Raw genomic sequence first — 22718 nt, 5'->3', positions numbered from 1 at the left:
CCGACCTTAAACAAGATCACCGACGGTCTTGGATACCGTGAGCCGAGTTGTCCACAGGTGGGGCGAGTTCCAGGCCCGCCGCGCTCACGGCCACGAACCGCGTGCCCGTGCCGCCCACCGCGGCGAGCACCGCGCGGGCACCGTCCGCGTTCACCGTGGTCGGTCGCCGGTCGGGCGCGCCGAGCGCCAGCACGATCGCGTCGCGCCCCAGCAACGCGGACGCGAGCGTGGGGTCGTCCAACGAGCAAACCGCGACGTCCAGCCGCGGATGGCTCGCAACGTGCAACCGCGAAGGCGACCGGACCACGGCCGTCACGTGCCAGCCCCTCGCCAGCGCCTCCCGCACCGCCAGCGTCCCGGTCCGGCCGCTCGCGCCGAGCACGGTGATCTTCATGGCAACTCCTCCGACTCAGGGGGTGAGTGTTTGCTCACCAGGTAGGGTGAGTGAACACTCACCCCGCTGAGAACGTCCTCAGGGAGCACCGTTGGGAAGCCGTCACGACCTCGTCACCGCAGCCGCCAAGGTCATGCGGGAGCAGGGCTACGCGCACGCGACCACGAAGGCCATCGCGCAGGCCGCGGGGTATTCCGAAGCCTTGCTGTACAAGCACTTCCGCGACAAGACAGCACTGTTTCTCGCCGTGCTGAGCGAGGAACTGCCGGCACTGGGCGCCACGGCGACCCGCCTCGCGCACCACGCCGCGGACGCCGGCCTCGAGCAGAACCTGACCGAACTCGCCCGTACCGCACTGGAGTTCTACCGCGCGAGCTTCCCGATCTCCGTCTCGATCTTCTCCTCACGCGACCTGCTGCGCACGCACCGCGACGCACTCGACTCCGAGCACGGCCCGGACCAGCCCATCGCGCTCGTCGAGACGTACCTGCGGGCGGAGTCCGCCCTCGGCCGCATCCCGGCGGGCACCGACCTCGACGCCGTCGCCCGCCTGCTGCTCGGCGCGTGCTTCCAGCAGGCCTTCCTCGACTCGTTCGAAGAGACCGACAGCGGCGACGCCATCGCAGCCCGCCTGGCGAAGACCTTGATCGCCGGGTTCTAGCCCTCCGCCGCCCGCTGCTTCGACCGCTCCTCGTGCCAGCGGTCGTAGAGGTTCGTGACCTCCTTCAGCACGAACGACAGGAAGTCCTGCATCTCCGCGAGCCGCTTGCCGGCCGGCGTGTCCGCGCCCAGCGCGTCGATACCTTCCTCGGCCGCGTCGCGCCACATGATCAGAAACCGGTCGCGCTTGAGGAAGGTGGCGTACCAGAGGTCGTCGTAGAGCCGGTAGTGGTCACGCCGCTCACCCGGCTCGCGGACCTTCGTGACGAGCCCGACCTGCTCCAGGTACCGCACGGCACCGGAAACGGCCGCGGGGCTCACCGAGAGCTGGGTCGCCAGTTCGGCGGCCGTCAGCTGTCCTTCGTCGGTCGTCATCAGGGCCGCGAACACGCGCGCGGCCATGCGCTGCATACCGATTTGCGACAGCACGAGGCCCAGACTCTCGACGTACCGGCGGACGGCGTCCTCGTCCCGCTGAGTCTCAGGCATCCACTCATCCTCTCGCACGCCCCCGGCCGTGATCACTAGATCCAGACATTTTCTTAACTTCACAACTTCGTGAAACGAGTGTAGCTTCCGAAACATGGGAAACGCCATCTCGATCGCCGGCCTCCACAAGTCGTTCGGCCGGACCAAGGCCCTCGACGGCCTCGATCTCCAGGTTCCCGTGGGGGAAGTGCACGGTTTCCTCGGCCCGAACGGCGCCGGGAAGTCCACCACCGTCCGCGTCCTGCTCGGGCTGCTGCACGCCGACGCGGGCGAGGTCCGCCTGCTCGACGGCGACCCGTGGCGTGACGCCGCGAGCCTGCACCACCGCCTCGCCTACGTGCCCGGCGACGTCAACCTCTGGCCCAACCTCTCGGGCGGCGAGGTGATCGACCTGCTCGGCCGGCTGCGCGGCGGGCTCGACCAGGCCCGGCGCAAGAACCTCATCGAGCGCTTCGACCTCGACCCTGCCAAGAAGGGCCGCACGTACTCGAAGGGAAACCGGCAGAAGGTCGCCATCGTGGCCGCGCTTGCGTCCACTGTGGACTTGTTGATCCTCGACGAGCCGACCTCGGGTCTCGACCCGCTCATGGAATCGGTGTTCCAGGAGTGCATCCAGGAGGAGCGTGCGCAGGGGCGCACCGTGCTGCTCTCCAGCCACATCCTCGCGGAGGTGGAAGCCTTGTGCGACAAGGTGAGCATCATCCGGAACGGCCGCACGGTCGAGTCGGGCACGCTGGCCGAGCTGCGCCACCTCACGCGCACGTCGATCACCGCGGAGCTCGCCGGTCCGCCCAACGGCCTGGCCCACCTCGCCGACGTCCACGACCTCGAGGTGACCGGCAACCGCGTGAAGTTCGACGTGGAGACGCGCTCGCTCGACGACGCGCTGCGCCGGCTGACCCAGGTCGGCGTGCGCAGCCTGGTGAGCCGGCCGCCGACGCTCGAAGAGCTCTTCCTGCGCCACTACACCGAAGGGGCCCGGAAGTGACCGCCACCCTCACGCGGGCGCCGGCCACGAACACGGCGCTCGTCGGCACCTGGCACCTCACGCGGCTGGCGCTGCGGCGCGACCGCGTGATCCTGCCGATCTGGATCGTGCTGCTCAGCATCGTCCCGGCCGCCACGGTGTCGAGCTACGACCAGTTCTACCCCGACGCCGCCAGCCGGGCGGCGCTCACCGCGGGCGCCGCGGCGAACCCGTCGTTCTCGCTGCTCTACGGCCCGGCCTTCGACCTCACGACGGCGGGCGGCTTCATCGCGTGGCGCATGGGCGGTTTCCTCGCGCTGCTGATCGGGCTCATGGCCGTGTTCACGGTCACGCGCCACACGCGCGCGGAGGAGGACTCCGGCCGCGCCGAGCTGCTGGCGTCCACTGTGGTCGGTCGGTACTCGGCCCTGACCGCGGCCGTCGCGGTGTCCGGCGCGGCGAGTGTGCTGATCGGCCTGGTCCAGATCGGCACGATGATCAGCGCGAAGCTGCCCGCCGACGGCGCGGTGGCGTTCGGCGCGGGCACGGCACTGGCCGGTCTGGTGTTCACCAGCGTGGTTGCGGTGGCCGTGCAGCTCGCCGAGTACTCGCGCACGGCCAACGGCATCGGCACCGCGGTGATCGGCGTCGCCTTCCTGCTGCGCGGCGCGGGGGACTCCACGTCGGACGCCCACTGGCTTTCGTGGCTCTCGCCCATCGGCTGGTCGCAGCAGCTTCGGCCGTTCGCCGGCGAACGCTGGTGGGTGCTGGTGCTGCCCGTCGCCGCGACACTCGTGCTGGGCGCCGTCGGCTATGCGCTGCTGCCGCGCCGCGACGTCGGCACCGGCCTGGTGCCGCCGCGTCCCGGGCCGCCGGAGGCCAAGGCGTCGCTGCGCACGCCGTTCGCGCTGGCGTGGCGGTTGCAACGCGGCCCGCTGGTGGGCTGGGTGATCGGCTTCGCCGTCGGCGGCGCGTTGTTCGGCTCGATCGCGAACGGCATCTCCGGTCTCGTCGGCGACACCGAGCAGACCCGCCAGATCTTCGAGCGCCTCGGCGGCTCCGACGCGATCGTCGACGCGTTCCTCGCCACGATGGTGACCCTGTTCGCCATGCTCAGCGCGCTGTACGGCGTGCAGGCGACGCTGCGGATGCGCAGCGAGGAGACCGGCGTGCGCTTCGAACCGCTGCTCGCCACGCGCGTCGGCCGGCTGCGGCTGGCGGCGAGCCACCTGGTGTTCGCATACGCCGGCACGGCCCTGCTGGTGCTCGTCGGCGGCGTGTTCCTGGGCCTCTCGCACGGCCTGCGCTCGGGCGACCTCGGCGGTTCCGTCGGCGACCTGCTCACGGCGGTCCTGGTGCAGGTCCCGGCGACGTGGGTGATCGTTTCGGTCTGCACGCTGCTGTTCGGGCTCCTGCCTCGCTTCACCGGGCTGGCCTGGGGCGCCGGCGCGCTGGGGCTGTTGATCAGCCTGTTCGGGCCGGTCGTGAACGCGCCGCAGATCGTGCTGGACATCTCGCCCTTCCAGCACCCGCCGAAGCTCCCGGGCGCGGCGTTCACGGCCACGCCGATCGGGTGGCTGCTCGCGATCGCCGTGGTGTGCCTACTGGCGGGCCTCGGCGGGTGGCGACGCCGTGACGTGGGTTAGCGCAGCGTTCCGTCGGGCGCGACGGTGATCAGGGCCTGCGGCCCCGGGTCACCGCAGGGCCGGCCGGTCGGGATCGGTCCCGGGTGGACGGTCAGATGCCGTGGCGGGCCGTCGTCGAAGGTGACCGTGACGTCGACCGGCGCGGCGGGCAGTCCGGGGATCTCGGCGAACCCGGACCGTCCGCCGGTTGGGGCGGCTTCGGCGCCGCAAGCGTTTGCGGTGCAGGTGGTGTTCACCGACACGGTGGACGGATGCAGGTCTAGGCTGCGCTCGGTGCAGTGTCCTGACCAGCAGGCTTTGACAGCGGCTCGGGTGAACTGGCCACCGGGCACGTCGAAGGTCAGGCCGGGCGGTGCGGCGATCGCGGGGCACATGACGGGTGGCGCGCCGCAGCCGGCCAGACCCAACAGGAGGACAGCGGCGCCCAGGTGTCTTCGCACGTCACCCGGACGTAAGGGCACGCCGTGGAGGTTGCATCACCACTGCGTGGACGCGTTGTTCGGCACCACGACCGATGTCGGCCGGAGCGACGTCGGCGAGCCCGACCCCGACCCCGACGCAGGCGGGGGCACGGGCGGAACGCGCGTGACGGACACCGTCGCCGTCGTCGTACTGGGCGGCGGGGGCAGCTCCGACTGCGTGACCGTGACAGCCGGCTGAGGCGGCCCCGTGACGGTGACGGTCACCGGCTGCGCGGGCGGCGGCGAACTCGGCACGGACGTACCCGTCGGGCGCGCGGGTGAGTTCCCGGCCACGAGGAGTGCCGCAACCAGGAGACCGACAGCGAAGCCCGCCAGCCCGGTCACGACGACAGAACCCCAGGTCGGAGCGGTTTTCGTCAAACCGGCACCTCCCTCGCCAGCCGACGCGCAGGTACGAGGAGTAGTCGCGTTGATCTTATGCGCCGTTACAGACGGTGCAAGTTGAGCCTGTTAAACTCAACTTTCACACGGGATGAATTTTCTCCGGTTGAGTCTAGTTCACTCAACTTTATTGACTCACTACAGGCAGCTCTGCCAGGGTGACTCCCGTGCTCGGGGGCTTGCTGCGAACCAAGGACTTCCGACGGCTGTGGCTCGCCGACGCGCTGAGCCAGGTCGGCAGCCGCATCGACCTCCTGGCGATCCCGCTGCTGGCCACGACCGTGTTGTCGGCCTCGGTGGTCGAGGTGTCGCTGCTCAAAGCCCTCGCCACCCTGCCGTACCTGACGCTCGGCCTTCAGGTCGGCGCGTGGTGCGACCGCGTCCGCCAACGGCCGGTGCTCGTGGCCGCCGACCTCGGCCGCGTGGTGCTCATCGGCTCGATCCCGGTCGCCGCGGTCGCCGGGGTGCTGACGATCTGGCAGCTGTTCACGGTCGTCCTGCTGGCCGGCGTGCTCGGCGTGCTGTTCGACGTCGCGCACCAGACGTACGTGCCCCACCTCGTCGCGCGCGCCGACCTCCCGGAGGCCAACGCGCGGCTGCAGACCAACGCATCCGTGGCCGCGGTCGTGGGGCCGAGCGTGGCGGGCGTGGTGATCCAGTACCTCGGTTACGCGGGCGCCATGGTCGCCGACGCCGCGTCGTACCTGTGGTCGGCGCTGTGGCTGCGCCGCATCGAACCCTTGCCGCGCTCGACGAACATCGGCCACAAACGGACCGTGTTGGTGCCGGGGACGGATCCAGCACAACGCGAGCCCGAACTCGCTCATGTCGGCGACCAGCGCCACTCTGCTCACCGATCTCGAACGCCGCCACGCCACTGATCCAACAGCGCACCACAAGCCCGCCAAGACCAGGCGTCCGCAACCAATCCAAGTCGTCACCGCAAGATTCCGGAAATCCCCAGCACGCGGCGCCAACCAGGCAAAACCCCCGCCTCCCAAGGGGGGCGTCCCCATCCCATTCTACCGGCCCGCACCGACAGGACGGGCGGAAAGGCGCTCCCGGCGCAGAGTTGTCCACAAGTCGGCGAAGCTGTGGACAACCATGTCAGTTCGCCAAAAGATCCTCCACAACAACAAATGCCGCGCAGGAACCCGTGCGCCTCAAGCAGAGGACCGCACTCGAACCGAGCGCTGCAGAGTGCCGCACCGGCTCCGATACACGGGCGAGCAGACCACGGAAGCTCAAGAACCCACCGCGATGGCCGTGTGCCGCCGCGGCACCAAGTCGTGACAACCGCGAGCGCCCCACGACGAGGACACCGACCAGCACAGATCGCGGAAGCTCAGGGACCTGCCGGGGTGACCGTCCGCAATCCATCCAGCAACACGTGCACCAAGTGATGACTCCCCGGCGAATACCGCTCCACCGCCAACGCCCCCACGATCAACGCCCGCAAGTCATCACCATCGATATCCCCGCGCACCGCACCCGCAGCCTGAGCCCGAGACAGCAGCGCACCCAAGTTGGCCCGAAACTCCGTACCGACCTCAGCCTTGTAAGCCGACCCCGTCGTCGCTCCCAGCGCCTCGCAGATCGCGCGGTTCAGCGAAGCCTGCTTGATCACGCGAGCGAAGTAGTCGTAAAACGCGGTGCCCGCGTCCTCTGCGTCCACCAGACCGCGCGCCTCGGCCGCGAACTGTTCCAGCCGCTCCAGCACCACGGCCTGGAAAAGCGCCTCCTTGCTGGGGAAATGCCGATACACCGTGCCCGCGCCGACGCCCGCGAGGCGGGCGATGTCGTCGAGGGGGACGGCCAGGCCGTCGGCCGCGAAGGCTTGCTCGGCGGCCGCCAGCACCCGGGCGCGGTTGCGGCGCGCGTCGGCGCGCAGCGCTGGCTTGTCCACGGGCGTCCTCCTCCATGTCGTCGACAACGCCAGCGGCCACTCCGTACCGGCGGAACCGGGTGCATCGTTCCGATTCAACCTCATTCTTCCTCGGAGAAGCCCAGGTGCGCCGAACCGTGTCAGAAATCTCGCAGCGCTGCGCCTGACCCCGCCGAGTTCACCGCGTCGCGGTCTGCGACGTCGGCGGGGTGAACAGGCGCTCGGCCGTGGACGTCGTCCAGTTCCACACCCCGGGCACCAGCAGCACGCCCACCACGACGAACGCGGGGAACACCAGCCGCTTCTCCACCTTTTTCCCGGTGCGCAGCCGGAAAACCTTCGGTGGCCGGATCTCGTACCACGTCTCGCCCGCGATGGGCAGCGGGAAGAGGAACGGGCAGCCCGACTCCGTCAGCGAGTCGCCCAGGCAATGGACGAAACAGCCGACCGCCACGGCGATCCCGAGCCAGCCCGAGATTTCCTGCAGCTGCGCGGCGTGATCGGGCGGCGCGGTGAGGTACCACCACAGGATGGCGCCGATGATGACCGGCAACAGCCAGTCACCCAGCGCGCCTTCCGCGAGCAGCAAGCCGAAGAGCATCACGCCGAACACGGCCCACGGACCGCCGGAGGAAGCGCCCCACGAAGCGAGCGCGCCCAGGCCGGCCGCGAACAAGACGGTGTGGGAGAGGTGCCGGTGCTTGCCCGTCACCTTCTCGTCGCGCGGACCCTTCGTCAGGGCGTACACGGCCGAAGAAACGCGGCGCAGCAACCACGACAGCGCCCCCGTCAGCCAGCCGAGCAGCCGGGACGCGCTCGCGCCGGGGTGGTCGAGATCGGGGAGCAACGCGTAACCGGCCGTGGTGGCCGCGAAAACCACGGCCTGGTGCACGGAGCCGGCGCCGACCGCGGGCGCGAGGGCGAGCCCAGCGCACCAACCGGTCGAGGCGTGGGTGCGCCCCATCATCGTGGATCTCCCCCAGGTCGCGAGCAAATTTCGGGTCCGCGCGACCGTATCGGGGATCAGGCGGGCGGTTCCTCCGACACGCTCAGGTGTTCGGCCACTCCCGTGAGCTCGATGACGCGGCTCACGGCCGAGCTGGGGACCACCGCGAGCTCGACGTCCTGCTCACGGGCCTGTCGCTGGGCGTGCAGGACCACGTTCAACGCCGAGGAGTCGAAGAAGGTCACTCCGGTCAGGTCGGCCACCACACGCTGCGAGCTCTTGTCCGCGATCAACCCGGCAAGAGCCTCCTGCAGCTGCGGGCTGGTGAGCAGGTCGAGCTCACCGTTGACCACCACCCGTGGCTCGGCGGCCTCGGTGTCCAGCGTGATGCCGAACCCCGGCGGGGTGGCGTTCTGGTCGGCTGCGGGCATGCAGTTTCTCCTCGTCAGGCGCTGCTGCTGCGCCGGTACGCGCCTGTGTCTCAAGCGGCTACCGTTCACGGTTCCAGGCGTCTGGAAAGGCCAACCCTAACCCAGTGGGTGACCGTCGCCGCGTGGGCCGCCACTGTCCCGGAAAACGGTACTGGCGGGCAAGAGCCGGACGGCGGCACCCGCATACCGGCGAACGGCTGCGCGCACAGCGACCCGCGTGCCGACGAGGCACGCGGGGCGGAGTTCAGGGCTGGGTCAGGCGGACAGCGCGTCGCGTTTGGCGGCGCGGCGCTCGCGCATGAACAGCTCACGGCGTTCGATCTCGCCGAGGCCACCCCAGATGCCGTACGGCTCCTGTACGGTCATTGCGTGCTTGCGGCACTGGGCCAGCACGGGGCAGGTCTGGCAGATCGCCTTGGCGCGCGACTCCCGACGCTCGCGTGCGGACCCACGCTCGTTGTCGGTGTGGAAGAACAGGCTGCTGTCCGCACCACGGCAGGAACCGCGCAGCTGCCACTCCCACTCCTCGGCGACCACACTGGGCAGCCGGCTCACGTCAGCCATCTCGTCCCCACCTTTCCCGGGATCTGCTCTTCGACCGCTACATGCCCGCCGGTCGCGCGAATCAAACCCGGGTTTGGTTTGCTCACACCCCGGGCATGAGCAGACCGGGCAGTACAGGACACGGCCGAGTGAGCCGGAGAGAGGACCGCACGTGGAGGACAACGCCCCGCTCGATCGGGAGGACGCCCAGCTCATCGAGGTGCGGACGGCGGCCATTCCGCACGTGGTGCCCACGCTGCGCACGATCGTCGCGGACATCGCGATGCGCCAGGACTTCGACCTCGACGCGGTGGAAGACCTGCGGATGGCGGTGGACGAGGCGTGCTCGATGCTGCTTCCCTCCGCGGCCGACGGCAAGCTGACCTGCGTGTTCTCCTGGATCGAGGGCCGCATCGAGGTCACCGTGTCGGTGATCGCCGACACCCCGGAGCACGCCGACGACACCGGTCTGTCCTGGCAGCTGCTCACCGCATTGGCCACTTCGGCGCGACGCACCGTGACGCCGGCCGACGGTCGTTACCTCTCCCGGGTGCAGCTCGTCCGGGAGAGTGAGGTGGCCCGCCCGTGACCACCCCCGCCGAGGGCGACGAGACCGATGTGGCGTCGCTGTTCGACGAGCTGGCCCAGCTCTCCCCCGGTTCCCCGCAGCACGAGGCCATCCGGGACCGGCTGGTGCGCGAGCACCTCGAGCTCGCCCGCAACCTCGCGCGGAAGTTCCGCAACCGCGACGAGGCGATGGACGACCTGGTGCAGATCGCGACGGTGGGCCTGATCCACGCCGTGGACCGGTACGACCCGTCGCAGGGCACCGACTTCCTGGCGTTCGCCGTTCCCACCATTTCGGGGGAACTTCGTCACCACTTCCGCGACAACAGCTGGTCGGTGCGGGTGCCGCGGCGGCTCAAGGAGCTGAACGCGTCGATCTCCGCCGCCCGCGAAGAGCTCACCGTGCGCCTCTCGCGCGCGCCGCGCCCGAGCGAGATCGCGCAGCACCTCGGCGTGCCGATCGAGGACGTCTACGAGGGTCTGCGCGCCGGCCAGGGCCGCTACGGCGCGTCGCTGGACAACCTGCTCGAGAACTCCGCGCACACGCGCTTCGGCGCGCCCGACGCGAACCTCAGCCAGGCGGAGCTGCGTGAGGCGCTGCGGCCGATGCTGGACAGCCTGCCCGAGCGGGAACGCAAGATCGTCGCGCTGCGGTTCGGGTCCGGCATGAGCCAGTCGGACATCGCCCGCCGCGTGGGTGTTTCGCAGATGCAGGTGTCGCGGCTGTTGGCCTCCACGTTGAAAAAATTGCGCACGGGACTGGTCGAGACCGACATCACCGAGGGCACCTGATTCGGGGTCACTCCGCTTGGGTAGTAAGCCGGTGCGAGTAACGGACAGGTCGGGAGGTGGAACGCCATGACGACGTCGAAGATGCCGACGCGAGGCACCACGACACCCGCCACCGTGCGCCTGGCGCTTCCGGACGACGTCACCGCGCCCGCGATCGCCCGCCACGCTGTCCGCGCCGCGCTCGATGAGCTGGCCGTGGGCGATCAGTGGCGGGACGACGTGCTGCTGGCGACGTCCGAGCTGGTGACCAACGCGTTCGAACACGGTGAGCGGCCGGATCGGCTGGAGCTGCGGCTGTCTGAGGGACGGCTGGTGGTGTGCGTCTTCGACGCCGGCCACGAGGTGCCGCGGCTCAAGGAACCGTCGCCGGAGGCGGCGCGCAGCCGGGGGCTTCAGCTGGTTCACGTGCTTTCCCTGGAGTGGGGCTACGAGCCGTGCGCGGGCGGGAAGTACGTGTGGGCCGCGTTCGCGGTCGGCTCCGCTGAGTGAGGCAGTGCCCGATTCAACCGTTCGCGCAGACCGATCGTGCACGGTATGACCGGGATCACCCGACAGATTTCGGACCTGATCGAGTGAGCGGCGGGGCCACTCTCCGCTCACGTACGTCCGCTTAGGATCGCCGGCATGGAGACTCGCAAGATCACCCGGCTGGGGCGTGAAGTGTCCGCCGTGGGCCTCGGGTGCTGGCAGCTCGGCGCCGACTGGGGCACCGTCGACGAGGCCGAGGCCATGGGCGTGCTGCACGCGGCGGCCGACGAGGGCGTCACGTTCTTCGACACCGCCGACGTCTACGGCGACGGCCGCAGCGAAACCCTGGTCGGCCGCTTCCGGCGCGAACGCGGTGACGGGGTGTTCGTGGCCACGAAGATGGGCCGCCGCGCCGAGCAGGTGCCGGAGAACTACGTCGAGAAGAACTTCCGCGACTGGAACGACCGGTCCCGCCGGAACCTCGGCATGGACACGCTCGACCTCGTGCAGCTGCACTGCCCGCCGACGCCCGTGTACTCGTCCGATGCCGTGTACGACGCCCTCGACCGAATGGTCGACGAGGGCCGCGTCAAGGCCTACGGCGTGAGCGTGGAGACCTGCGACGAGGCGCTGACCGCGCTGGAGCGGCCGAACGTCGCGTCCGTGCAGATCATCCTCAACTGCCTGCGCCTCAAGCCGCTCGAGCGCGTGCTGCCGAAGGCCATCGAGACGGGCGCCGGGATCATCGCGCGCGTGCCCCTGGCGTCGGGCCTGCTGTCGGGCCGCTACACGGCTTCGACGACCTTCGGCACCGACGACCACCGCAACTTCAACCGCCACGGCGAAGCGTTCGACGTCGGCGAGACGTTCTCGGGTGTGCCGTTCGAGGTCGGGCTCGAGGCCGTCGAGCGGCTTCGCGGGCTCGTGCCCGAGGGGCAGACGGTGGCGCAGTTCGCACTGCGGTGGATCCTCGACCAGCTCGGCGTTTCCGTGGTGATCCCGGGCGCGCGCAACGCGGAGCAGGCGCGGGGCAACACCGTCGCGGCCGGGCTGGCGCCGCTGCCGGAGGAAGCAGCGGCCGGTGTGCGGGCGACGTACGACGAGCTGATCCGGCCGCTGGTGCACGACAAGTGGTGAGCCGTTGAAAAAGGGGCGTCCTCGGTGGATTTCGAGGCCGCCCCTTTTTCATTCGACCGTGAGTGTCAGCCGCTGCACGCCCCAGTCGTTGGCCTGGTTGCCGGGCAGCCAGACGTCGACGATGTCGCCGGAGATCCAGCTGCCGATGTCGGCGGCGTAGCAGTGGCCGTAACCCGGGACGGAAATCCTGGTGCCCCAAGGGATGTTGCGCGCGTCGACGGCGCAGAAGCCCGGGCCGGCCTGGTAGCCGAGGGCGGTCTGGGCGACGTCGTTGTAGGCGGTGACGCGGTAGTTGAGCGTGGTGCCCTTGGCGAGGGCGTACGGCGCGAGCTTGCCCGCCGAGTCCACGCGGTAGGCCGAGGAGATCTGGCCGAGCGAGCCGGGTGAGTTGTCCTCGGCGGTCATGGCGTAGAGCTGGTAGTTGGCGTTCTGGCAGGGGCTCGCGTCGGTGACCTGCAGCGTCGGCTGGCCCCAGTCGCTGATCCACTGCAGGGCCTGGCCGTTGCGGAACGCGCGGTACGCCTTGGCGCCCGCCACACGGGAGAACGTGAAGGTGACCTTGCCGTCGCTGCCGAGGCCGCCGGTGACGAGTGCGCCGAGCGCGAGCACGGCGGTGGCGAGTGCTTTCACCTTCATTCGGGACCTCCGGGGGGACCGGGGGTGGAGGAACCCGTGCACGGGACACCGACGTTCGGGAGCGGTGAACCAGGCCGTCAATAGGTCTGGACCATCCGGCGGCTACCCGGTGTCAGAGCGTGGCGAAATACCGGTCGAGCCGCTCGGCCAGCTCAGCCGGACGGCTCAACGCGACGCAGTGTGATCCGTCGATCTCGTCGGCTTCGCACCCGAGCCGCTCGCGCGCGACGCGCCGCTGCAGCTCGGGTGCGAAGAACTTGTCGCCGCGGCAGAGCAGGGCCCGCGTGGGCACGGCCGGCAGCGCCGGTTCGGGCCACGGCTCGTGGTACTCGGCGCTCGCCTGCTCACGGCCGCGGCGCACCAGCTCCTCGGCGAGCTCCGGCGGCACGTCGGCGAAGTACTGCTGGGCAGTGGACAGCCCCTCGCCGGGGTTCTCGTACCCGACGTTGCCCCACCAGTCACCCGGCGCCTCCCCGGGCGCGGGCACCATGCCCGCGACGAACACGAGCAGCCGCGCGCCGAGCCGCCGGGCCGCGATCGGCGCCGTGAAGCCCCCGTATGAATGCCCCACGACCACGACGTCGGACGCGCCACGGACGGCTTTCACCGCGGTGTCGGCGAAATCCGCGAACTTCGCCTGCGGATCTTCGATGGGCAGATCCGGCGCGACCGCTTCGTGGCCTCGCGCACGCAACTGCTCGGCGACCAGGTGCCACTCCCAGCCGCTGCCGCCACCGCCGTGGAGCAAGAGGAACATCGCCATGCCGGGAGCGTAGCGGCGGACACCGACAGTCTCGGTCGGCTCAGGTTCCCGAGGGGCGAGCGACGACGATGCCTTCGCTTTCGACCAAGTTGAGCACACCGCACGCGGGCACCGGGCGGCCGTCTCGTTCTGGTAGCGGACACCGTCGAGCCAGTCCGCGCCGCAACGGCCACAGGTGATCTCGGCGATGAAGTGGGTCGACGCCGGCTTCGCGCAGCCGGGAGTTGGCCGCTTCCTTCTGCTCACGAGTGGCGAAAGTGATCTGCGGTGGCTCCTTGCGCCGCGAGAACCAGCCCATCGAACGCGTCCCCATGTCCCGGTTCGATCACCCGGGACGGTACTCCCGGACCTCAGGCCGGGCAGCGCTTCAACATTTCCTGCAGGGCCGTCTTCTCGCCGTCGGTGATCGTCAGGCCGTAGTAGTGCTTCACCGTGACCCAGTCCGTCGCGTAGGTGCACCAGAACGACACGAGCGGCGGCTTCCACTGGTCCGGGGCCTTGTCGCCCTTCTGCTGGTTGAGGTTGTCCGTCACGGCGAACAGCTGGGGTCGGGTGAGGTCGTTGGCGAACTGCTCGCGCTTCTCCGTCGTCCATTCGCGCGCGCCGCTGGCCCAGGCCTGGCCGAGGGGGACCATGTGGTCGATGTCGACGTCGCCGGGTTTGGTCCAGGTTTCGGCGTCGTACACGCTGAACCAGGTGCCGGCAGTCGGGTTGCAGTCGGAGCCGGCCTTGACGTCCTTGCCGTCGCGTTTGAGCACGAGCTCGCGCGTGTTGCAGTTGTGCCCCTGGTTGTCCCAGTGCGGGAATTTGTCACGGGAATACCCGGACATCGACGTTCGGGGCGCGATTTTCAGCTCCGCCAGCTGTTGCGTCACGTCGGCGGGAGCGGCGCCGGTCGGCTGGGCGTTCGTGGTCTCGGCACCGCTTTGGTGCCCGGCGTACCAGATCCCGGCGACGGCGGCCACGAGAACCACGACGACCAGCAGGATCCGCTGGGTGGGGGACGTCCGGGCCATGCGCGCGCGATCCTCTCGACGGGTTCGGGAGGCGGCAGTATGCCCCGGCGCGGGGCCCGTGACCGTGCCGACACTCTCAGCAGCGCGCGAACCGTGTCCGGGACCACGTGTCACGTCCGCGGCGCGTCGAGCGACTACTCGGTAAGGGGAAGGCGGAAGGGAGCGTGGCCGATTGACCGGGCGGCTGCGGAAGTGGAACTCGCGCGTCGACGACTACCTGCAACGCAAGGCCGCGGAAGGCGGCAACGTCGTGGCGATGACCCGCATCGGCGCGTCACTGCGCGAGCGCGGAGAACTGGCCGAGGCCGAGACGTGGTTCCGCCGCGCGGCGGCCGGCGGCGACCGCATCGCGATGACGGCGCTGGCCAACCTCCTGGCCGAACGCGGCGTGCTCGACGAGGCCGAACGCTGGTACCAGGAGGCCGCCCACGCCGGTGAGCCGCGCGGGATGCTGGGCCTGGGCCGCGCGTACGAACGGCGCGGCAGCGTCGACGACGCCGAGTACTGGTTCCACGAAGCCGCCGTGACCGGCGACGTCGAGGCCGTGAGCGCGCTCGGCCACCTGCTCGCCGAACGCGGCCGCTACGACGAAGCCGAGGACTGGTGCCGCCGCGCGGCCAGCGCGGGCAACACGTCGGCCATGATCGACATCGGCATCGTGATGCGCGAACGCGGCCGCTATCGCGAAGCCACGCGCTGGTGGCACGAGGCCCTGACCGGCGGCGACCTCTCGGCGACCTGCCTGCTCGGCCGCCAGTCCGAACGCTTCGGCAAGCTCGCCGACGCCGAATCCTGGTACCGCCAGGGCGCCACCTCCGGCAACGTGGAGGCCGCTGTCCGCCTGGGCCTGCTCCTGCACCGCCGCGGCGACGTCGACGAGGCCGAAGCCTGGTACCTCGACGCCGCCGAATCCGGCGACCCCGCCGCGATGACCAACCTGGGCGTCCTGGCCCGCAACCGCGGCGACGAGGGCGAAGCCGCCGCCTGGTACCGCAAGGCGGCCGAGCACGGCAGCATCCCGGCCCTGACGAACCTGGGCCACCTGGCGGAAGCCCGCGACGAACTGGCGAAGGCGGAACGCTTCTTCCGCGCGGCGGCGGAAACCGGGGATGTGCAGGGGATGTTGAGCTTGGCGCGGATGCTGCAGGCGCGGGGGGCGGCGGAGGAGGCGGACACGTGGCTTTCGCGGGCGGAGGATTCTCAGGGGGAACATGACCGGACTTGAGCGCGGCCTGCGTTTGGTGACCCTGGTGGTGTGGTTCCGTGTCGTGCCGGGTCGAGTCGGTCTGCTGTGGAGTGACGGTCTGCTGTGGAGTGACGGCGGTCGAATCACGGCGGTGGGATGACCGCGCTGGAGTGGCCGGCGCCGGATGTACCGAGCGCGCAAACAAAGCACTGCCCAGCCATCCGGGGGAAGACAGACCCCCACCCTCCCGGGGGCGTCCCTGCTCCATTCTATCGGCCCCCACCGACAATTCCGCGAAAACGTCGCCAAACCCCCGCAGTTGTCCACAACTCATTCCGCCTGTGGACAACCGCACGAAATCCCACCCCGCCTCGCGGCAAACCAGGCGCGCCCCCACGGGAAGAGGACTTGATCCGGAGTGCGGCGCCGGTGCGGGGTTGGTCTTCGGTGTACGTGGTGCGGGCCCAGCGGAGTTCGTTTCCGATCTGCCAGCCAACTCAGGGCCACCTGTGGGCAATCGCGCGAAACCCACCCTGGAACCGGGCCCGCCCAGCCATCCGCCACGCAGACCAACCTCAGCCACCACTCGGGTGAACTTTCACCACCCCCGCAACCTATTGTGTGATCCACCTCACAGACCTAATGTGAGGGCGACTGCTCCCACCACCGAGCGCAGGGAAGTGCCGCCATGGTCGGCTCTCCGAGGACTTCTCCCGGTGCGGTGGCGGCGCCCGGCGAGCGCCGCGTCGCAGCGGGTGGTGGGCTGGGCGGAAGAAATTCCACTGTGGACACCCGAGCCGCGGAGCGGGCATGACGCGGAGCCTGCGCGGATTCCTCACGCCGGTCGAGCGACCGGCGCCCGGTGAGCGCTGCGACGTCTGCAGCGAACGCGTCGGACTCGGCCACGGGCACGTGATCGACCTCGAGTCCCGCACCATCATGTGCACCTGTCACGCCTGTTACCTGCTCTTCACCCGCACCACCGCGAGCCGGCGGCATCGCGCGGTGCCGAGGCGGTACCTCCACACCGAGCCCTTCCCCGCCGGCGCCGCGCTCTGGGAAGCGGCCGGAATCCCCGGGCGTATGGCCTTCGCGTTCTACAACTCGCCGCAGAACCACGCGGCCGTGTGCCACCCGATTCCCACGGGCACGAAGGAATCGTTGCTGCCCAAGGAAACCTGGGCCGAGCTGCTCGACACCCAGCCGGACGTCGCCCCCGATGTCGAAGCGATACTGATCAACAAGCGCGACACCGGTTTCGAAGCCTTCCTCGTGCCGATCGACGTGTGTTACGAGCTCGTCGCCCTCATCCGCCTGCAGTGGTGCGGCCCGGACGGCGGCCCCGAAGCCCACGAAGCCATCGACCGCTTCTTCACCGAGCTCCGCGACCGCGCGGAGGCCGCCGATGGGTGACCCGCACGTGCTCGACCAGGCACGCGCCATCGCCGACGCCGTGCTGTACGAGGGGTACCTCCGCCACCCGTACCGCGCGTCGGCGAGAAAGCACCGCGTGCCGGAAGCGCTGGTGCCGGGCGCCGCGTCACGCATCGAATGCCTGCTCGAAGCGGCCGCGCACGCCTCCGTGAGCCTCATCCTGCGCTTCCTCCAACCGCAGGAACGCCTCGTCCACGACGGCTACGGCTTCGTCGACACCGCAACCGTCGGCAACAAGCACTACTCGACGCGGGACGAAGCCGTGGAGCACGAGCTGACGTTCGTCTCCCCCGTTGCCGAGCTGCTCGCGTCGCCGGTGCGGCACCCGTTTTCCGTTCCCCCGGCCGAAACGCGCCTCTGCGTCGGCGAGCATTGCACGCTCATCCGCCGCTGCGCCGCGCTGACGGGCGTGCTCACGGCCCGCCTCGACGCGCTCGACGGCCCCTTCGGCGGCACCCGCCTGCGGGTGGACCTGCGCAACACGAGCCCATCGAACAACGACCGTGCGGCGTTGCTGGCCGCACACGTGATCCTCGCGGTGGACCCCGGCCACTTCCTGTCGATGATCGACCCGCCCGCGTGGGCGAAGCCGGCTGTCGAGGCGTGCGTGAACGAGCACGAGTGGCCGGTGCTGATCGGCGGGTCGTCGCGAAGCGGGGTGGTGCTGGCGTCCCCCATCATCCTGCACGACGACCCGTCGATCGCGCCCGGAGCGCTGTTCGACGACACGGATTCCCGCGAGATGGAGCACCACTGACTATTCCACAGTGGACATTTCCCGGCCCTCCCGCGGTGACCCCCGGCAGTAGTCTGGTCCTCTGGCGCCGTAGTTGTCCACAGCCATTCGGTGGATATGGACAACTATGGCGTTTTCGCGGTTCACGGCCGGTTCCTGTCGGACGACGGCGGTAGCTTCTGCAGGCATGACCCCCTTCCAGCTCAGCCCGATCGCCCACGTCGAGTCTTCGTTGAAGGACCTCGACGGGGCGCCCAAACAACCCGACGAAGGTGCCCCCGCCGCGTGGCTCGTGTTCGAGCCTTCGATGGCCGAGGGCCTGCGCGACCTGCGGCCAGGACAGCACGTGCTGGTGTTCACGTGGCTGCACCTGGCCGACCGGTCGGTGCTGTCCGTGCGGCCGCGCAGCGATCCGGCGCGCGCGATGGCGGGCGTGTTCAGCACGCGCTCGCCGGCGCGGCCGAACCCGATCGGGCTGCACCGCGTGGAGATCGTGGAGATCGACGGGTTGCGGGTGTTCGTGTCGCACCTGGAAGCGATCGACGGCACGCCCGTGGTCGACGTGAAACCCGCGCGTTCTCCAGACGACGGGTGACTCCTCGGACGAGAAATCTTCGCGATCGGTGAACCACCCGCAGGTCGGCGTCCGTTTTCGAAGTATCGGACGAGAGGGTGGTGACAGATGACCGGGATGCGAGCCCGCGCGCAGGTGGCCGACGAGGCACTCGTGAGGACGTTGTTCGCCGAACACGGCAAGGCGATGCTCGCCTACGCCACGCGGCTGCTCAACGACCGCGCGGCGGCGGAGGACGTGGTGCAGGAGGCGCTGGTCCGTGCGTGGCGCAACCCGGACAGTCTCGTCAGCGGGAAGGGTTCCGCGCGGGCCTGGCTGCTCACGGTGGTGCGCAACCTGGTCGTCGACCGGATCCGGGCGCGCGCCGCCCGGCCCGCGGAGGTCGCGGAGTCGCCGGCGACGGTCGCGATCACCCGTGACCACTCGTCGGCGGTGGTCGACTCGATCGTGGTGCGCGAGGCGCTCGACGGCTTGACGCCCGAGTACCGCGAGGTGCTCGAGCAGGTGTACCTGCGCGGTCACACCGTCCCGGAAACGGCGGCACGCCTGGGCATCCCGGCGGGCACGGTGAAGTCGCGCTCGCACCGCGCGCTGCGTGCCCTGCGCGAATCGTTCGGCGCCCCGCAGCCAGTGGGTGCGGCATGAATCGCTTTGATCACCGCCCTTTTGACCAAACCCATGTGACGACCTGCGAGCACTGCCGGAAGGAGGTGGATTCAGTGCGCGAGATGCAGGAGTTCCTCGAGGCGATCCCGCCCGAGCTGCTCCTCAACGGCCCGCCCGACGACGCGGACCTACTGCTGCAACGCACGTTGCGACAGGTCCGCGCCGAAGCCTCGGGCACCCGCCGGCGCGGCAGAACGCTGGCCGCCACGGCCGCCGTGGCCGTGGCGGCCGCCGCACTCGGGCTCGGTGCCCTGGTCGGCCACGCGGGCACCAGCGCGCCGCCCCTGCTCCCGGCCGCCGCCCCGGACCCGGACGTGGCCGTCGCGCCGTCGCACCCCGACCCCCTGCTGTTCACGGGCTCGGCCGGCCCCACCCACCTCTCCGCCGAAGTCACCGCGGCCCACGGCTGGGTCCGCGTGGAAGCCCACGTCCAGGGCCTGCCCGACGGCACCCGCTGCCGCCTGGTCGTCCTCGGCAAGGACGGCACCCGCCAGGCCACGGGCGGCTGGCAGTTCTCGACCACGCCCTCGGGCGCCGGGGCGGAGCTGTACGGCTCGGCGAGCATGCCCGCGTCGGACATCGCCGCGGTGACCTTGGAGGACATGTCGGGCCACGAATTCGTACGGACGGGGGTGTAGGTGGAGACCGCTGAGTGATCGTCGGGGTCGGTTGGAGTGGGAGAAAGGAGGGTGTCGGGGGCCGTGCGAGGTGCGGCAGCCTTGCTGGGTGAGCTGTGATCCGGTTGTCTGTTTGTCCGGGTGTCCGCTTGGCGGCCGCAGGCACAGAGCCGAGGGCAACGGCATGACCCCGCCGCGAGCAACGCCCCAGTGCTGGCCGAAACCACGCTCATCGCAGGCAACGGCGCCACCCTGCGGCGGTAACGCCTGCGCCGCAGGGCTCATCGAAACCCGTGTTCACCGCGGACGACACCGCCCGACGGCCACGGACAGCGCCCCGGTAAGCCCCGCCCATGGCGGGGCGAAGCCGGAGTGCTCGGCGCTGCCCGTCTGGCCGGACGCTGCCGGAGTGCTGGGCGCACCCGGTCTGGCCGGGCAAAGCCGGTCTGGCCGGACGCTGCCGGAGTGCTGGGCGCACCCGGTCTGGCCGGGCAAAGCCGGTCTGGCCGAGTGAAGCCGGTCTTGCCGGGCGTCGCGGGCTCGTGAGCCTCGGATTGCGGGTGTCGTGGGCTGGGTGTTGCACACGAGAGCGGTCGGTGCTGCCAGCACAAGGTGGTGGAAGCACCTCGGACCGGGCCGGTGGTCCGGCGCTCGGGCCACCGGCGCGTGCAGTCCCGTCGGAAGGTGGCGGCCGGAGGGGCGGTCAGGACTGGGTTTTGTACTCGCGCAGGAGGCCGCGGCTGATGATGGTTTTCTGGATTTCGCTGGTGCCCTCGCCGATCAGCAGGAAGGGTGCCTCGCGCATCAGGCGTTCGATCTCGTACTCCGTGGAGTAGCCGTAGCCGCCGTGGATGCGGAAGGCGTCCTGGGTCACCTCGGCGCAGAACTCCGAGGCCAGCAGCTTCGCCATCCCCGCGCCGACGTCGTTGCGGATGCCCGAGTCCTTCAGGCGGGCGGCGTTGACCATCATCAAGTGCGCGGCCTCGACCTTGGTGCCCATCTCCGCCAGCTTGAACGCGATCGCCTGGTGCTCGGCGATCGGTGTGCCGAACGTGCGCCGCTGCTGGGCGTAGGCGATCGCCAGCTCGAACGCGCGGATCGCGATCCCGCAGGCCCGGGCGGCGACGTTGACCCGGCCGACCTCGACCCCGTCCATCATGAACGGGAAGCCCTCACCGGGGGCCGCACCCAGGACCTGGTCGGCGCCGATGCGGAAGCCGTCGAACACCGCTTCGGTCGTGTCGACGCCCTTGTAGCCCATTTTGTGCAGCTTCGGCGGGATCGTCAGACCCGGCAGCACCTCCCCGTACCCCGCGGGTTTCTCCACCAGGAACGTGGTCAGGTTCCGATGCGGCTTGTCGGCACCCTCATCGGTGCGGGCCAGGAGCGCGATCAGGGTGGAGGTGCCGCCGTTGGTCAGCCACATCTTCGCGCCGTCGATCACGTAATCGTCGCCGTGGCGGCGGGCGCGGGTTTTGATCGCGGCGACGTCGGAGCCCAGGTCCGGTTCCGACATCGAGAACGCGCCCCGGACCTCACCGGTGGCCATCCGCGGCAGGTAGTACTGCTTCTGCGCCTCCGTGCCGTGGTGGGCAAGCATGTGGGCCACGATGAAATGCGTGTTGATCACACCTGACACACTCATCCAGCCGCGGGCGATCTCCTCAACCACCAGCGCGTAGGTCAGCAGCGACTCGCCCAGACCGCCGTACTCCTCGGGAATGGTCAGCCCGAACAGGCCGAGCTGCTTCATCCCCTCCACGATCTCCGCCGGGTACTCGTCGGCGTGCTCCAGCGCCTGCGCGTGCGGAATGATCTCCTTGTCCACAAACGCACGCACCGTCGCCAGGATCTCCGACTGCACGTCGGTCAAACCGGCAGTCTGGGCGAGACGGGTCACGACATCTTCCTTTCCAGTTCTGCTTCGGCCACGCGGCCGACGGTGGACTCCTCGATGTCCTCAAGACTGCGCCGGCGCGTCTCGGGGGCCAACAGGACCACGGAGATGGCACCGATGAGGCACACGCCGAGAACACCGAGGAACACGCCTTGCACGCCAGCGCTCTCGAAGGTGGAGCTTACGAGGAACGGCGTGACGATGATCGAGCCGCGAGCGCAGGCGTTGGCCAGGGCCGAGCCCTGGATGCGCAGCGGGGTGGGGAACAGCTCGGGGATGTAGCTCGCGATCTGCACGGAGATGGCGAAGCTGGCGAGGAACACCCAGGCGATCCCGGAGACGATCAGCTGCGTGGTCGAGTGCGAGTAGCCGTACCAGATGCCGACCAGGCCCATGAGCACGAACAGCGCGGCATTGATCCACTTGCGCCCGAGGCGGTCGCCGACGAGGCCGCCGATCAGGCAGCCCGGGATGGCCCCGAGCTGCATGAACACGGTGATGCCGAGGCTCTTCTCGACCGAGAGGCCCTGCCCCACCAGGTACGTCGGCACCCAGGACTGGAAGGTGTAGAACGCGATCTGGTTGCAGACGGCGATCAGGATGCACGCCGCCGTGATCTTGCCGAGCGGCTTGCGGAAGAGGGCGCGGAAGTCGGGGCGCACGAGTGCCGGGGCCGGGGGTGCGAAGCCGGCCGGCGGGTGCTCGGGCATGTCCGGGTTGTACTTGCGGGCGATCCGGTAGGCCTCCTCGTGGCGGCCGCGCGACTCGAGCCAGCGTGGCGACTCGTCGAGGAACTTCACCTGCAGCACCCAGATCAGCGCCGCGGGCACACCGCACACGACGAACATGGCCCGCCAGCCCCACGACGGGATCACCAACAGCCCGGCGATCGCGGAGGCGGGCAGCGCGAGGTTGACGACCATCGCGAGCACGCCGGCCCACGACGCGCGCCGGCGGTTGGGCACGAACTCGTTCCACGTGCCGTACCCGGTGATCAGCACCGCGCCGAGGCCGAGGCCCGTGGCCACGCGCAGCACGGTGATCAGGCTGTGGTTGGGCGCGACCGCGGTCAGCAGCGTGGCCACGCTGTAGAGCGCGAGCGAATACAGGTACGTGGAGCGCCGGCCGAAGCGGTCACCGAGGTAGCCGGCGACGAGTGTGCCGACGAGCAGGCCGAACGACGTCGCCGACAGCAGGAGCGCGTTCTGGCCCACCGTCGAGAACTTCGTGGCGAGCATGGCGGCCAGCACGGAGCCCGACAAGTAGATGTCGAACGCGTCGAAGAAGCCGCCTCCGCCGAGCAGGGCCAGCTGCTTGACGTGCGGGCGGCCCACCTTCGCGCGGTCGAGATAGGCCCCCACCGAAGACGGGGACCGGCGAGAATCGGACATCACGAATTACCTCC

At 69.9% G+C, this 22718-nt stretch carries 27 protein-coding genes; 15 read left to right on the top strand and 12 right to left on the bottom strand.

Annotated elements, in window-relative coordinates:
• Window positions 1-16 precede the first annotated feature (16 nt).
• Window positions 17-394, bottom strand: a complete 378-nt coding sequence (locus ACWEOE_RS08465) for an NAD(P)-dependent oxidoreductase (RefSeq protein WP_452005819.1) — start codon at window positions 392-394, stop codon at window positions 17-19.
• 91 nt (window positions 395-485) lie between these two features.
• Between ACWEOE_RS08465 and ACWEOE_RS08460 the strand changes: the two genes are divergently transcribed.
• Entirely contained in the window at window positions 486-1055 is a 570-nt protein-coding gene (locus ACWEOE_RS08460; RefSeq protein ID WP_452005816.1) for a TetR/AcrR family transcriptional regulator, read from the top strand.
• Here ACWEOE_RS08460 and ACWEOE_RS08455 read toward each other — a convergent pair.
• Entirely contained in the window at window positions 1052-1543 is a 492-nt protein-coding gene (locus ACWEOE_RS08455) for a GbsR/MarR family transcriptional regulator (protein WP_452005814.1), read from the bottom strand. The genes ACWEOE_RS08460 and ACWEOE_RS08455 overlap by 4 nt on opposite strands.
• A gap of 94 nt (window positions 1544-1637) precedes the next feature.
• Between ACWEOE_RS08455 and ACWEOE_RS08450 the strand changes: the two genes are divergently transcribed.
• Together ACWEOE_RS08450 and ACWEOE_RS08445 are read left to right on the top strand one after the other, a co-directional pair.
• Window positions 1638-2531 carry an ABC transporter ATP-binding protein gene (locus ACWEOE_RS08450; RefSeq protein ID WP_452005811.1) on the top strand — a complete coding sequence of 298 codons (894 nt, stop codon included), beginning with the start codon at window positions 1638-1640 and terminating at the stop codon, window positions 2529-2531.
• Window positions 2528-4156, top strand: coding sequence for an ABC transporter permease (locus ACWEOE_RS08445; RefSeq protein WP_452005808.1), 1629 nt, complete (start codon window positions 2528-2530; stop codon window positions 4154-4156). Before ACWEOE_RS08450 ends, ACWEOE_RS08445 begins: the two co-directional genes overlap by 4 nt.
• On the opposite strand, the gene ACWEOE_RS08440 is transcribed toward ACWEOE_RS08445, so the two are convergent.
• Window positions 4153-4563, bottom strand: coding sequence for a hypothetical protein (locus ACWEOE_RS08440; RefSeq protein ID WP_452005805.1), 411 nt, complete (start codon window positions 4561-4563; stop codon window positions 4153-4155). The genes ACWEOE_RS08445 and ACWEOE_RS08440 overlap by 4 nt on opposite strands.
• A gap of 79 nt (window positions 4564-4642) precedes the next feature.
• Here ACWEOE_RS08440 and ACWEOE_RS08435 point away from each other — a divergent pair, with 79 nt between their 5' ends.
• Both ACWEOE_RS08435 and ACWEOE_RS08430 read left to right on the top strand, forming a co-directional pair.
• Window positions 4643-4816: a hypothetical protein gene (locus ACWEOE_RS08435; protein ID WP_452005803.1), complete on the top strand. Its 174-nt coding sequence runs from the start codon at window positions 4643-4645 to the stop codon at window positions 4814-4816.
• A gap of 370 nt (window positions 4817-5186) precedes the next feature.
• Complete coding sequence (locus tag ACWEOE_RS08430; RefSeq protein ID WP_452005801.1) at window positions 5187-5900, top strand: MFS transporter; 714 nt, start codon at window positions 5187-5189, stop codon at window positions 5898-5900.
• A gap of 464 nt (window positions 5901-6364) precedes the next feature.
• Here ACWEOE_RS08430 and ACWEOE_RS08425 read toward each other — a convergent pair whose 3' ends face one another.
• The 4 genes from ACWEOE_RS08425 to ACWEOE_RS08410 form a co-directional block, all read right to left on the bottom strand.
• Entirely contained in the window at window positions 6365-6925 is a 561-nt protein-coding gene (locus ACWEOE_RS08425; RefSeq protein ID WP_452005798.1) for a TetR/AcrR family transcriptional regulator, read from the bottom strand.
• A 157-nt stretch (window positions 6926-7082) separates the two neighbouring features.
• Window positions 7083-7868, bottom strand: a complete 786-nt coding sequence (locus ACWEOE_RS08420) for a metal-dependent hydrolase (protein WP_452006473.1) — start codon at window positions 7866-7868, stop codon at window positions 7083-7085.
• Between the two features lie 59 nt (window positions 7869-7927).
• Window positions 7928-8281: an STAS domain-containing protein gene (locus tag ACWEOE_RS08415; RefSeq protein ID WP_220245742.1), complete on the bottom strand. Its 354-nt coding sequence runs from the start codon at window positions 8279-8281 to the stop codon at window positions 7928-7930.
• A 255-nt stretch (window positions 8282-8536) separates the two neighbouring features.
• Window positions 8537-8845: a WhiB family transcriptional regulator gene (locus ACWEOE_RS08410; protein ID WP_452005794.1), complete on the bottom strand. Its 309-nt coding sequence runs from the start codon at window positions 8843-8845 to the stop codon at window positions 8537-8539.
• 151 nt (window positions 8846-8996) lie between these two features.
• Between ACWEOE_RS08410 and ACWEOE_RS08405 the strand changes: the two genes are divergently transcribed.
• The 4 genes from ACWEOE_RS08405 (at window position 8997) to ACWEOE_RS08390 (ending at window position 11788) form a co-directional block, all read left to right on the top strand.
• A complete protein-coding gene (locus tag ACWEOE_RS08405; RefSeq protein WP_452005791.1) occupies window positions 8997-9413 on the top strand; it encodes an anti-sigma factor in 417 nt (138 codons plus the stop codon).
• Window positions 9410-10183, top strand: coding sequence for a SigB/SigF/SigG family RNA polymerase sigma factor (locus ACWEOE_RS08400; RefSeq protein ID WP_452005789.1), 774 nt, complete (start codon window positions 9410-9412; stop codon window positions 10181-10183). The genes ACWEOE_RS08405 and ACWEOE_RS08400 overlap by 4 nt, the downstream gene beginning before the upstream one ends.
• 66 nt (window positions 10184-10249) lie before the next feature.
• Window positions 10250-10672 (top strand): ATP-binding protein, encoded by a 423-nt coding sequence (locus ACWEOE_RS08395; RefSeq protein WP_452005786.1) that lies wholly within the window; start codon window positions 10250-10252, stop codon window positions 10670-10672.
• 135 nt (window positions 10673-10807) lie between these two features.
• Window positions 10808-11788 (top strand): aldo/keto reductase, encoded by a 981-nt coding sequence (locus ACWEOE_RS08390; RefSeq protein WP_452005783.1) that lies wholly within the window; start codon window positions 10808-10810, stop codon window positions 11786-11788.
• A gap of 48 nt (window positions 11789-11836) precedes the next feature.
• On the opposite strand, the gene ACWEOE_RS08385 is transcribed toward ACWEOE_RS08390, so the two are convergent.
• The 3 genes from ACWEOE_RS08385 to ACWEOE_RS08375 all read right to left on the bottom strand — a co-directional run bounded on the left by ACWEOE_RS08385 (window position 11837) and on the right by ACWEOE_RS08375 (window position 14203).
• On the bottom strand, window positions 11837-12424 hold the full coding sequence (locus ACWEOE_RS08385) for a 3D domain-containing protein (RefSeq protein ID WP_452005781.1): 588 nt from the start codon (window positions 12422-12424) through the stop codon (window positions 11837-11839).
• A gap of 112 nt (window positions 12425-12536) precedes the next feature.
• Window positions 12537-13187: an alpha/beta fold hydrolase gene (locus ACWEOE_RS08380; protein ID WP_452005778.1), complete on the bottom strand. Its 651-nt coding sequence runs from the start codon at window positions 13185-13187 to the stop codon at window positions 12537-12539.
• A 350-nt stretch (window positions 13188-13537) separates the two neighbouring features.
• Entirely contained in the window at window positions 13538-14203 is a 666-nt protein-coding gene (locus tag ACWEOE_RS08375) for an HNH endonuclease family protein (RefSeq protein ID WP_452005775.1), read from the bottom strand.
• 172 nt (window positions 14204-14375) lie between these two features.
• Between ACWEOE_RS08375 and ACWEOE_RS08370 the strand changes: the two genes are divergently transcribed.
• The 6 genes from ACWEOE_RS08370 to ACWEOE_RS08345 all read left to right on the top strand — a co-directional run bounded on the left by ACWEOE_RS08370 (window position 14376) and on the right by ACWEOE_RS08345 (window position 19437).
• Entirely contained in the window at window positions 14376-15428 is a 1053-nt protein-coding gene (locus tag ACWEOE_RS08370; protein WP_452005772.1) for a tetratricopeptide repeat protein, read from the top strand.
• A gap of 771 nt (window positions 15429-16199) precedes the next feature.
• Window positions 16200-16802, top strand: a complete 603-nt coding sequence (locus ACWEOE_RS08365) for a DUF5947 family protein (protein ID WP_452005769.1) — start codon at window positions 16200-16202, stop codon at window positions 16800-16802.
• Window positions 16795-17580, top strand: coding sequence for a hypothetical protein (locus ACWEOE_RS08360; protein WP_452005767.1), 786 nt, complete (start codon window positions 16795-16797; stop codon window positions 17578-17580). The genes ACWEOE_RS08365 and ACWEOE_RS08360 overlap by 8 nt, the downstream gene beginning before the upstream one ends.
• Before the next feature lie 166 nt (window positions 17581-17746).
• Entirely contained in the window at window positions 17747-18154 is a 408-nt protein-coding gene (tsaA, locus tag ACWEOE_RS08355) for a tRNA (N6-threonylcarbamoyladenosine(37)-N6)-methyltransferase TrmO (RefSeq protein ID WP_452005764.1), read from the top strand.
• Window positions 18155-18241: 87 nt separating this feature from the next.
• Window positions 18242-18778 carry a sigma-70 family RNA polymerase sigma factor gene (locus tag ACWEOE_RS08350; RefSeq protein ID WP_452005761.1) on the top strand — a complete coding sequence of 179 codons (537 nt, stop codon included), beginning with the start codon at window positions 18242-18244 and terminating at the stop codon, window positions 18776-18778.
• A 74-nt stretch (window positions 18779-18852) separates the two neighbouring features.
• Entirely contained in the window at window positions 18853-19437 is a 585-nt protein-coding gene (locus ACWEOE_RS08345) for an anti-sigma factor (protein ID WP_452005758.1), read from the top strand.
• Between the two features lie 682 nt (window positions 19438-20119).
• Here ACWEOE_RS08345 and ACWEOE_RS08340 read toward each other — a convergent pair.
• Both ACWEOE_RS08340 and ACWEOE_RS08335 read right to left on the bottom strand, forming a co-directional pair.
• Entirely contained in the window at window positions 20120-21316 is a 1197-nt protein-coding gene (locus tag ACWEOE_RS08340; protein ID WP_452005755.1) for an acyl-CoA dehydrogenase family protein, read from the bottom strand.
• Window positions 21313-22704 carry an MFS transporter gene (locus ACWEOE_RS08335; protein ID WP_452005752.1) on the bottom strand — a complete coding sequence of 464 codons (1392 nt, stop codon included), beginning with the start codon at window positions 22702-22704 and terminating at the stop codon, window positions 21313-21315. Before ACWEOE_RS08335 ends, ACWEOE_RS08340 begins: the two co-directional genes overlap by 4 nt.
• Between the last annotated feature and the right edge of the window lie 14 nt (window positions 22705-22718).

This window comes from Amycolatopsis sp. NPDC004368 (genome assembly GCF_053602515.1).
Note: the sequence above shows the minus strand (reverse complement) of the source record. Positions and strands in the feature narration are given on the sequence as shown.

Coding starts and splice junctions, on each gene's coding strand:
- ACWEOE_RS08465 (WP_452005819.1), bottom strand. CDS start 394: ATGAAGATCACCGTGCTCGGCGCGAGCGGCCGGACCGGGACGCTGGCG.
- ACWEOE_RS08455 (WP_452005814.1), bottom strand. CDS start 1,543: ATGCCTGAGACTCAGCGGGACGAGGACGCCGTCCGCCGGTACGTCGAG.
- ACWEOE_RS08450 (WP_452005811.1), top strand. CDS start 1,638: ATGGGAAACGCCATCTCGATCGCCGGCCTCCACAAGTCGTTCGGCCGG.
- ACWEOE_RS08420 (WP_452006473.1), bottom strand. CDS start 7,868: ATGGGGCGCACCCACGCCTCGACCGGTTGGTGCGCTGGGCTCGCCCTC.
- ACWEOE_RS08415 (WP_220245742.1), bottom strand. CDS start 8,281: ATGCCCGCAGCCGACCAGAACGCCACCCCGCCGGGGTTCGGCATCACG.
- ACWEOE_RS08410 (WP_452005794.1), bottom strand. CDS start 8,845: ATGGCTGACGTGAGCCGGCTGCCCAGTGTGGTCGCCGAGGAGTGGGAG.
- ACWEOE_RS08395 (WP_452005786.1), top strand. CDS start 10,250: ATGACGACGTCGAAGATGCCGACGCGAGGCACCACGACACCCGCCACC.
- ACWEOE_RS08390 (WP_452005783.1), top strand. CDS start 10,808: ATGGAGACTCGCAAGATCACCCGGCTGGGGCGTGAAGTGTCCGCCGTG.
- ACWEOE_RS08385 (WP_452005781.1), bottom strand. CDS start 12,424: ATGAAGGTGAAAGCACTCGCCACCGCCGTGCTCGCGCTCGGCGCACTC.
- ACWEOE_RS08380 (WP_452005778.1), bottom strand. CDS start 13,187: ATGGCGATGTTCCTCTTGCTCCACGGCGGTGGCGGCAGCGGCTGGGAG.
- ACWEOE_RS08375 (WP_452005775.1), bottom strand. CDS start 14,203: ATGGCCCGGACGTCCCCCACCCAGCGGATCCTGCTGGTCGTCGTGGTT.
- ACWEOE_RS08365 (WP_452005769.1), top strand. CDS start 16,200: ATGACGCGGAGCCTGCGCGGATTCCTCACGCCGGTCGAGCGACCGGCG.
- ACWEOE_RS08360 (WP_452005767.1), top strand. CDS start 16,795: ATGGGTGACCCGCACGTGCTCGACCAGGCACGCGCCATCGCCGACGCC.
- tsaA (WP_452005764.1), top strand. CDS start 17,747: ATGACCCCCTTCCAGCTCAGCCCGATCGCCCACGTCGAGTCTTCGTTG.
- ACWEOE_RS08350 (WP_452005761.1), top strand. CDS start 18,242: ATGACCGGGATGCGAGCCCGCGCGCAGGTGGCCGACGAGGCACTCGTG.
- ACWEOE_RS08335 (WP_452005752.1), bottom strand. CDS start 22,704: ATGTCCGATTCTCGCCGGTCCCCGTCTTCGGTGGGGGCCTATCTCGAC.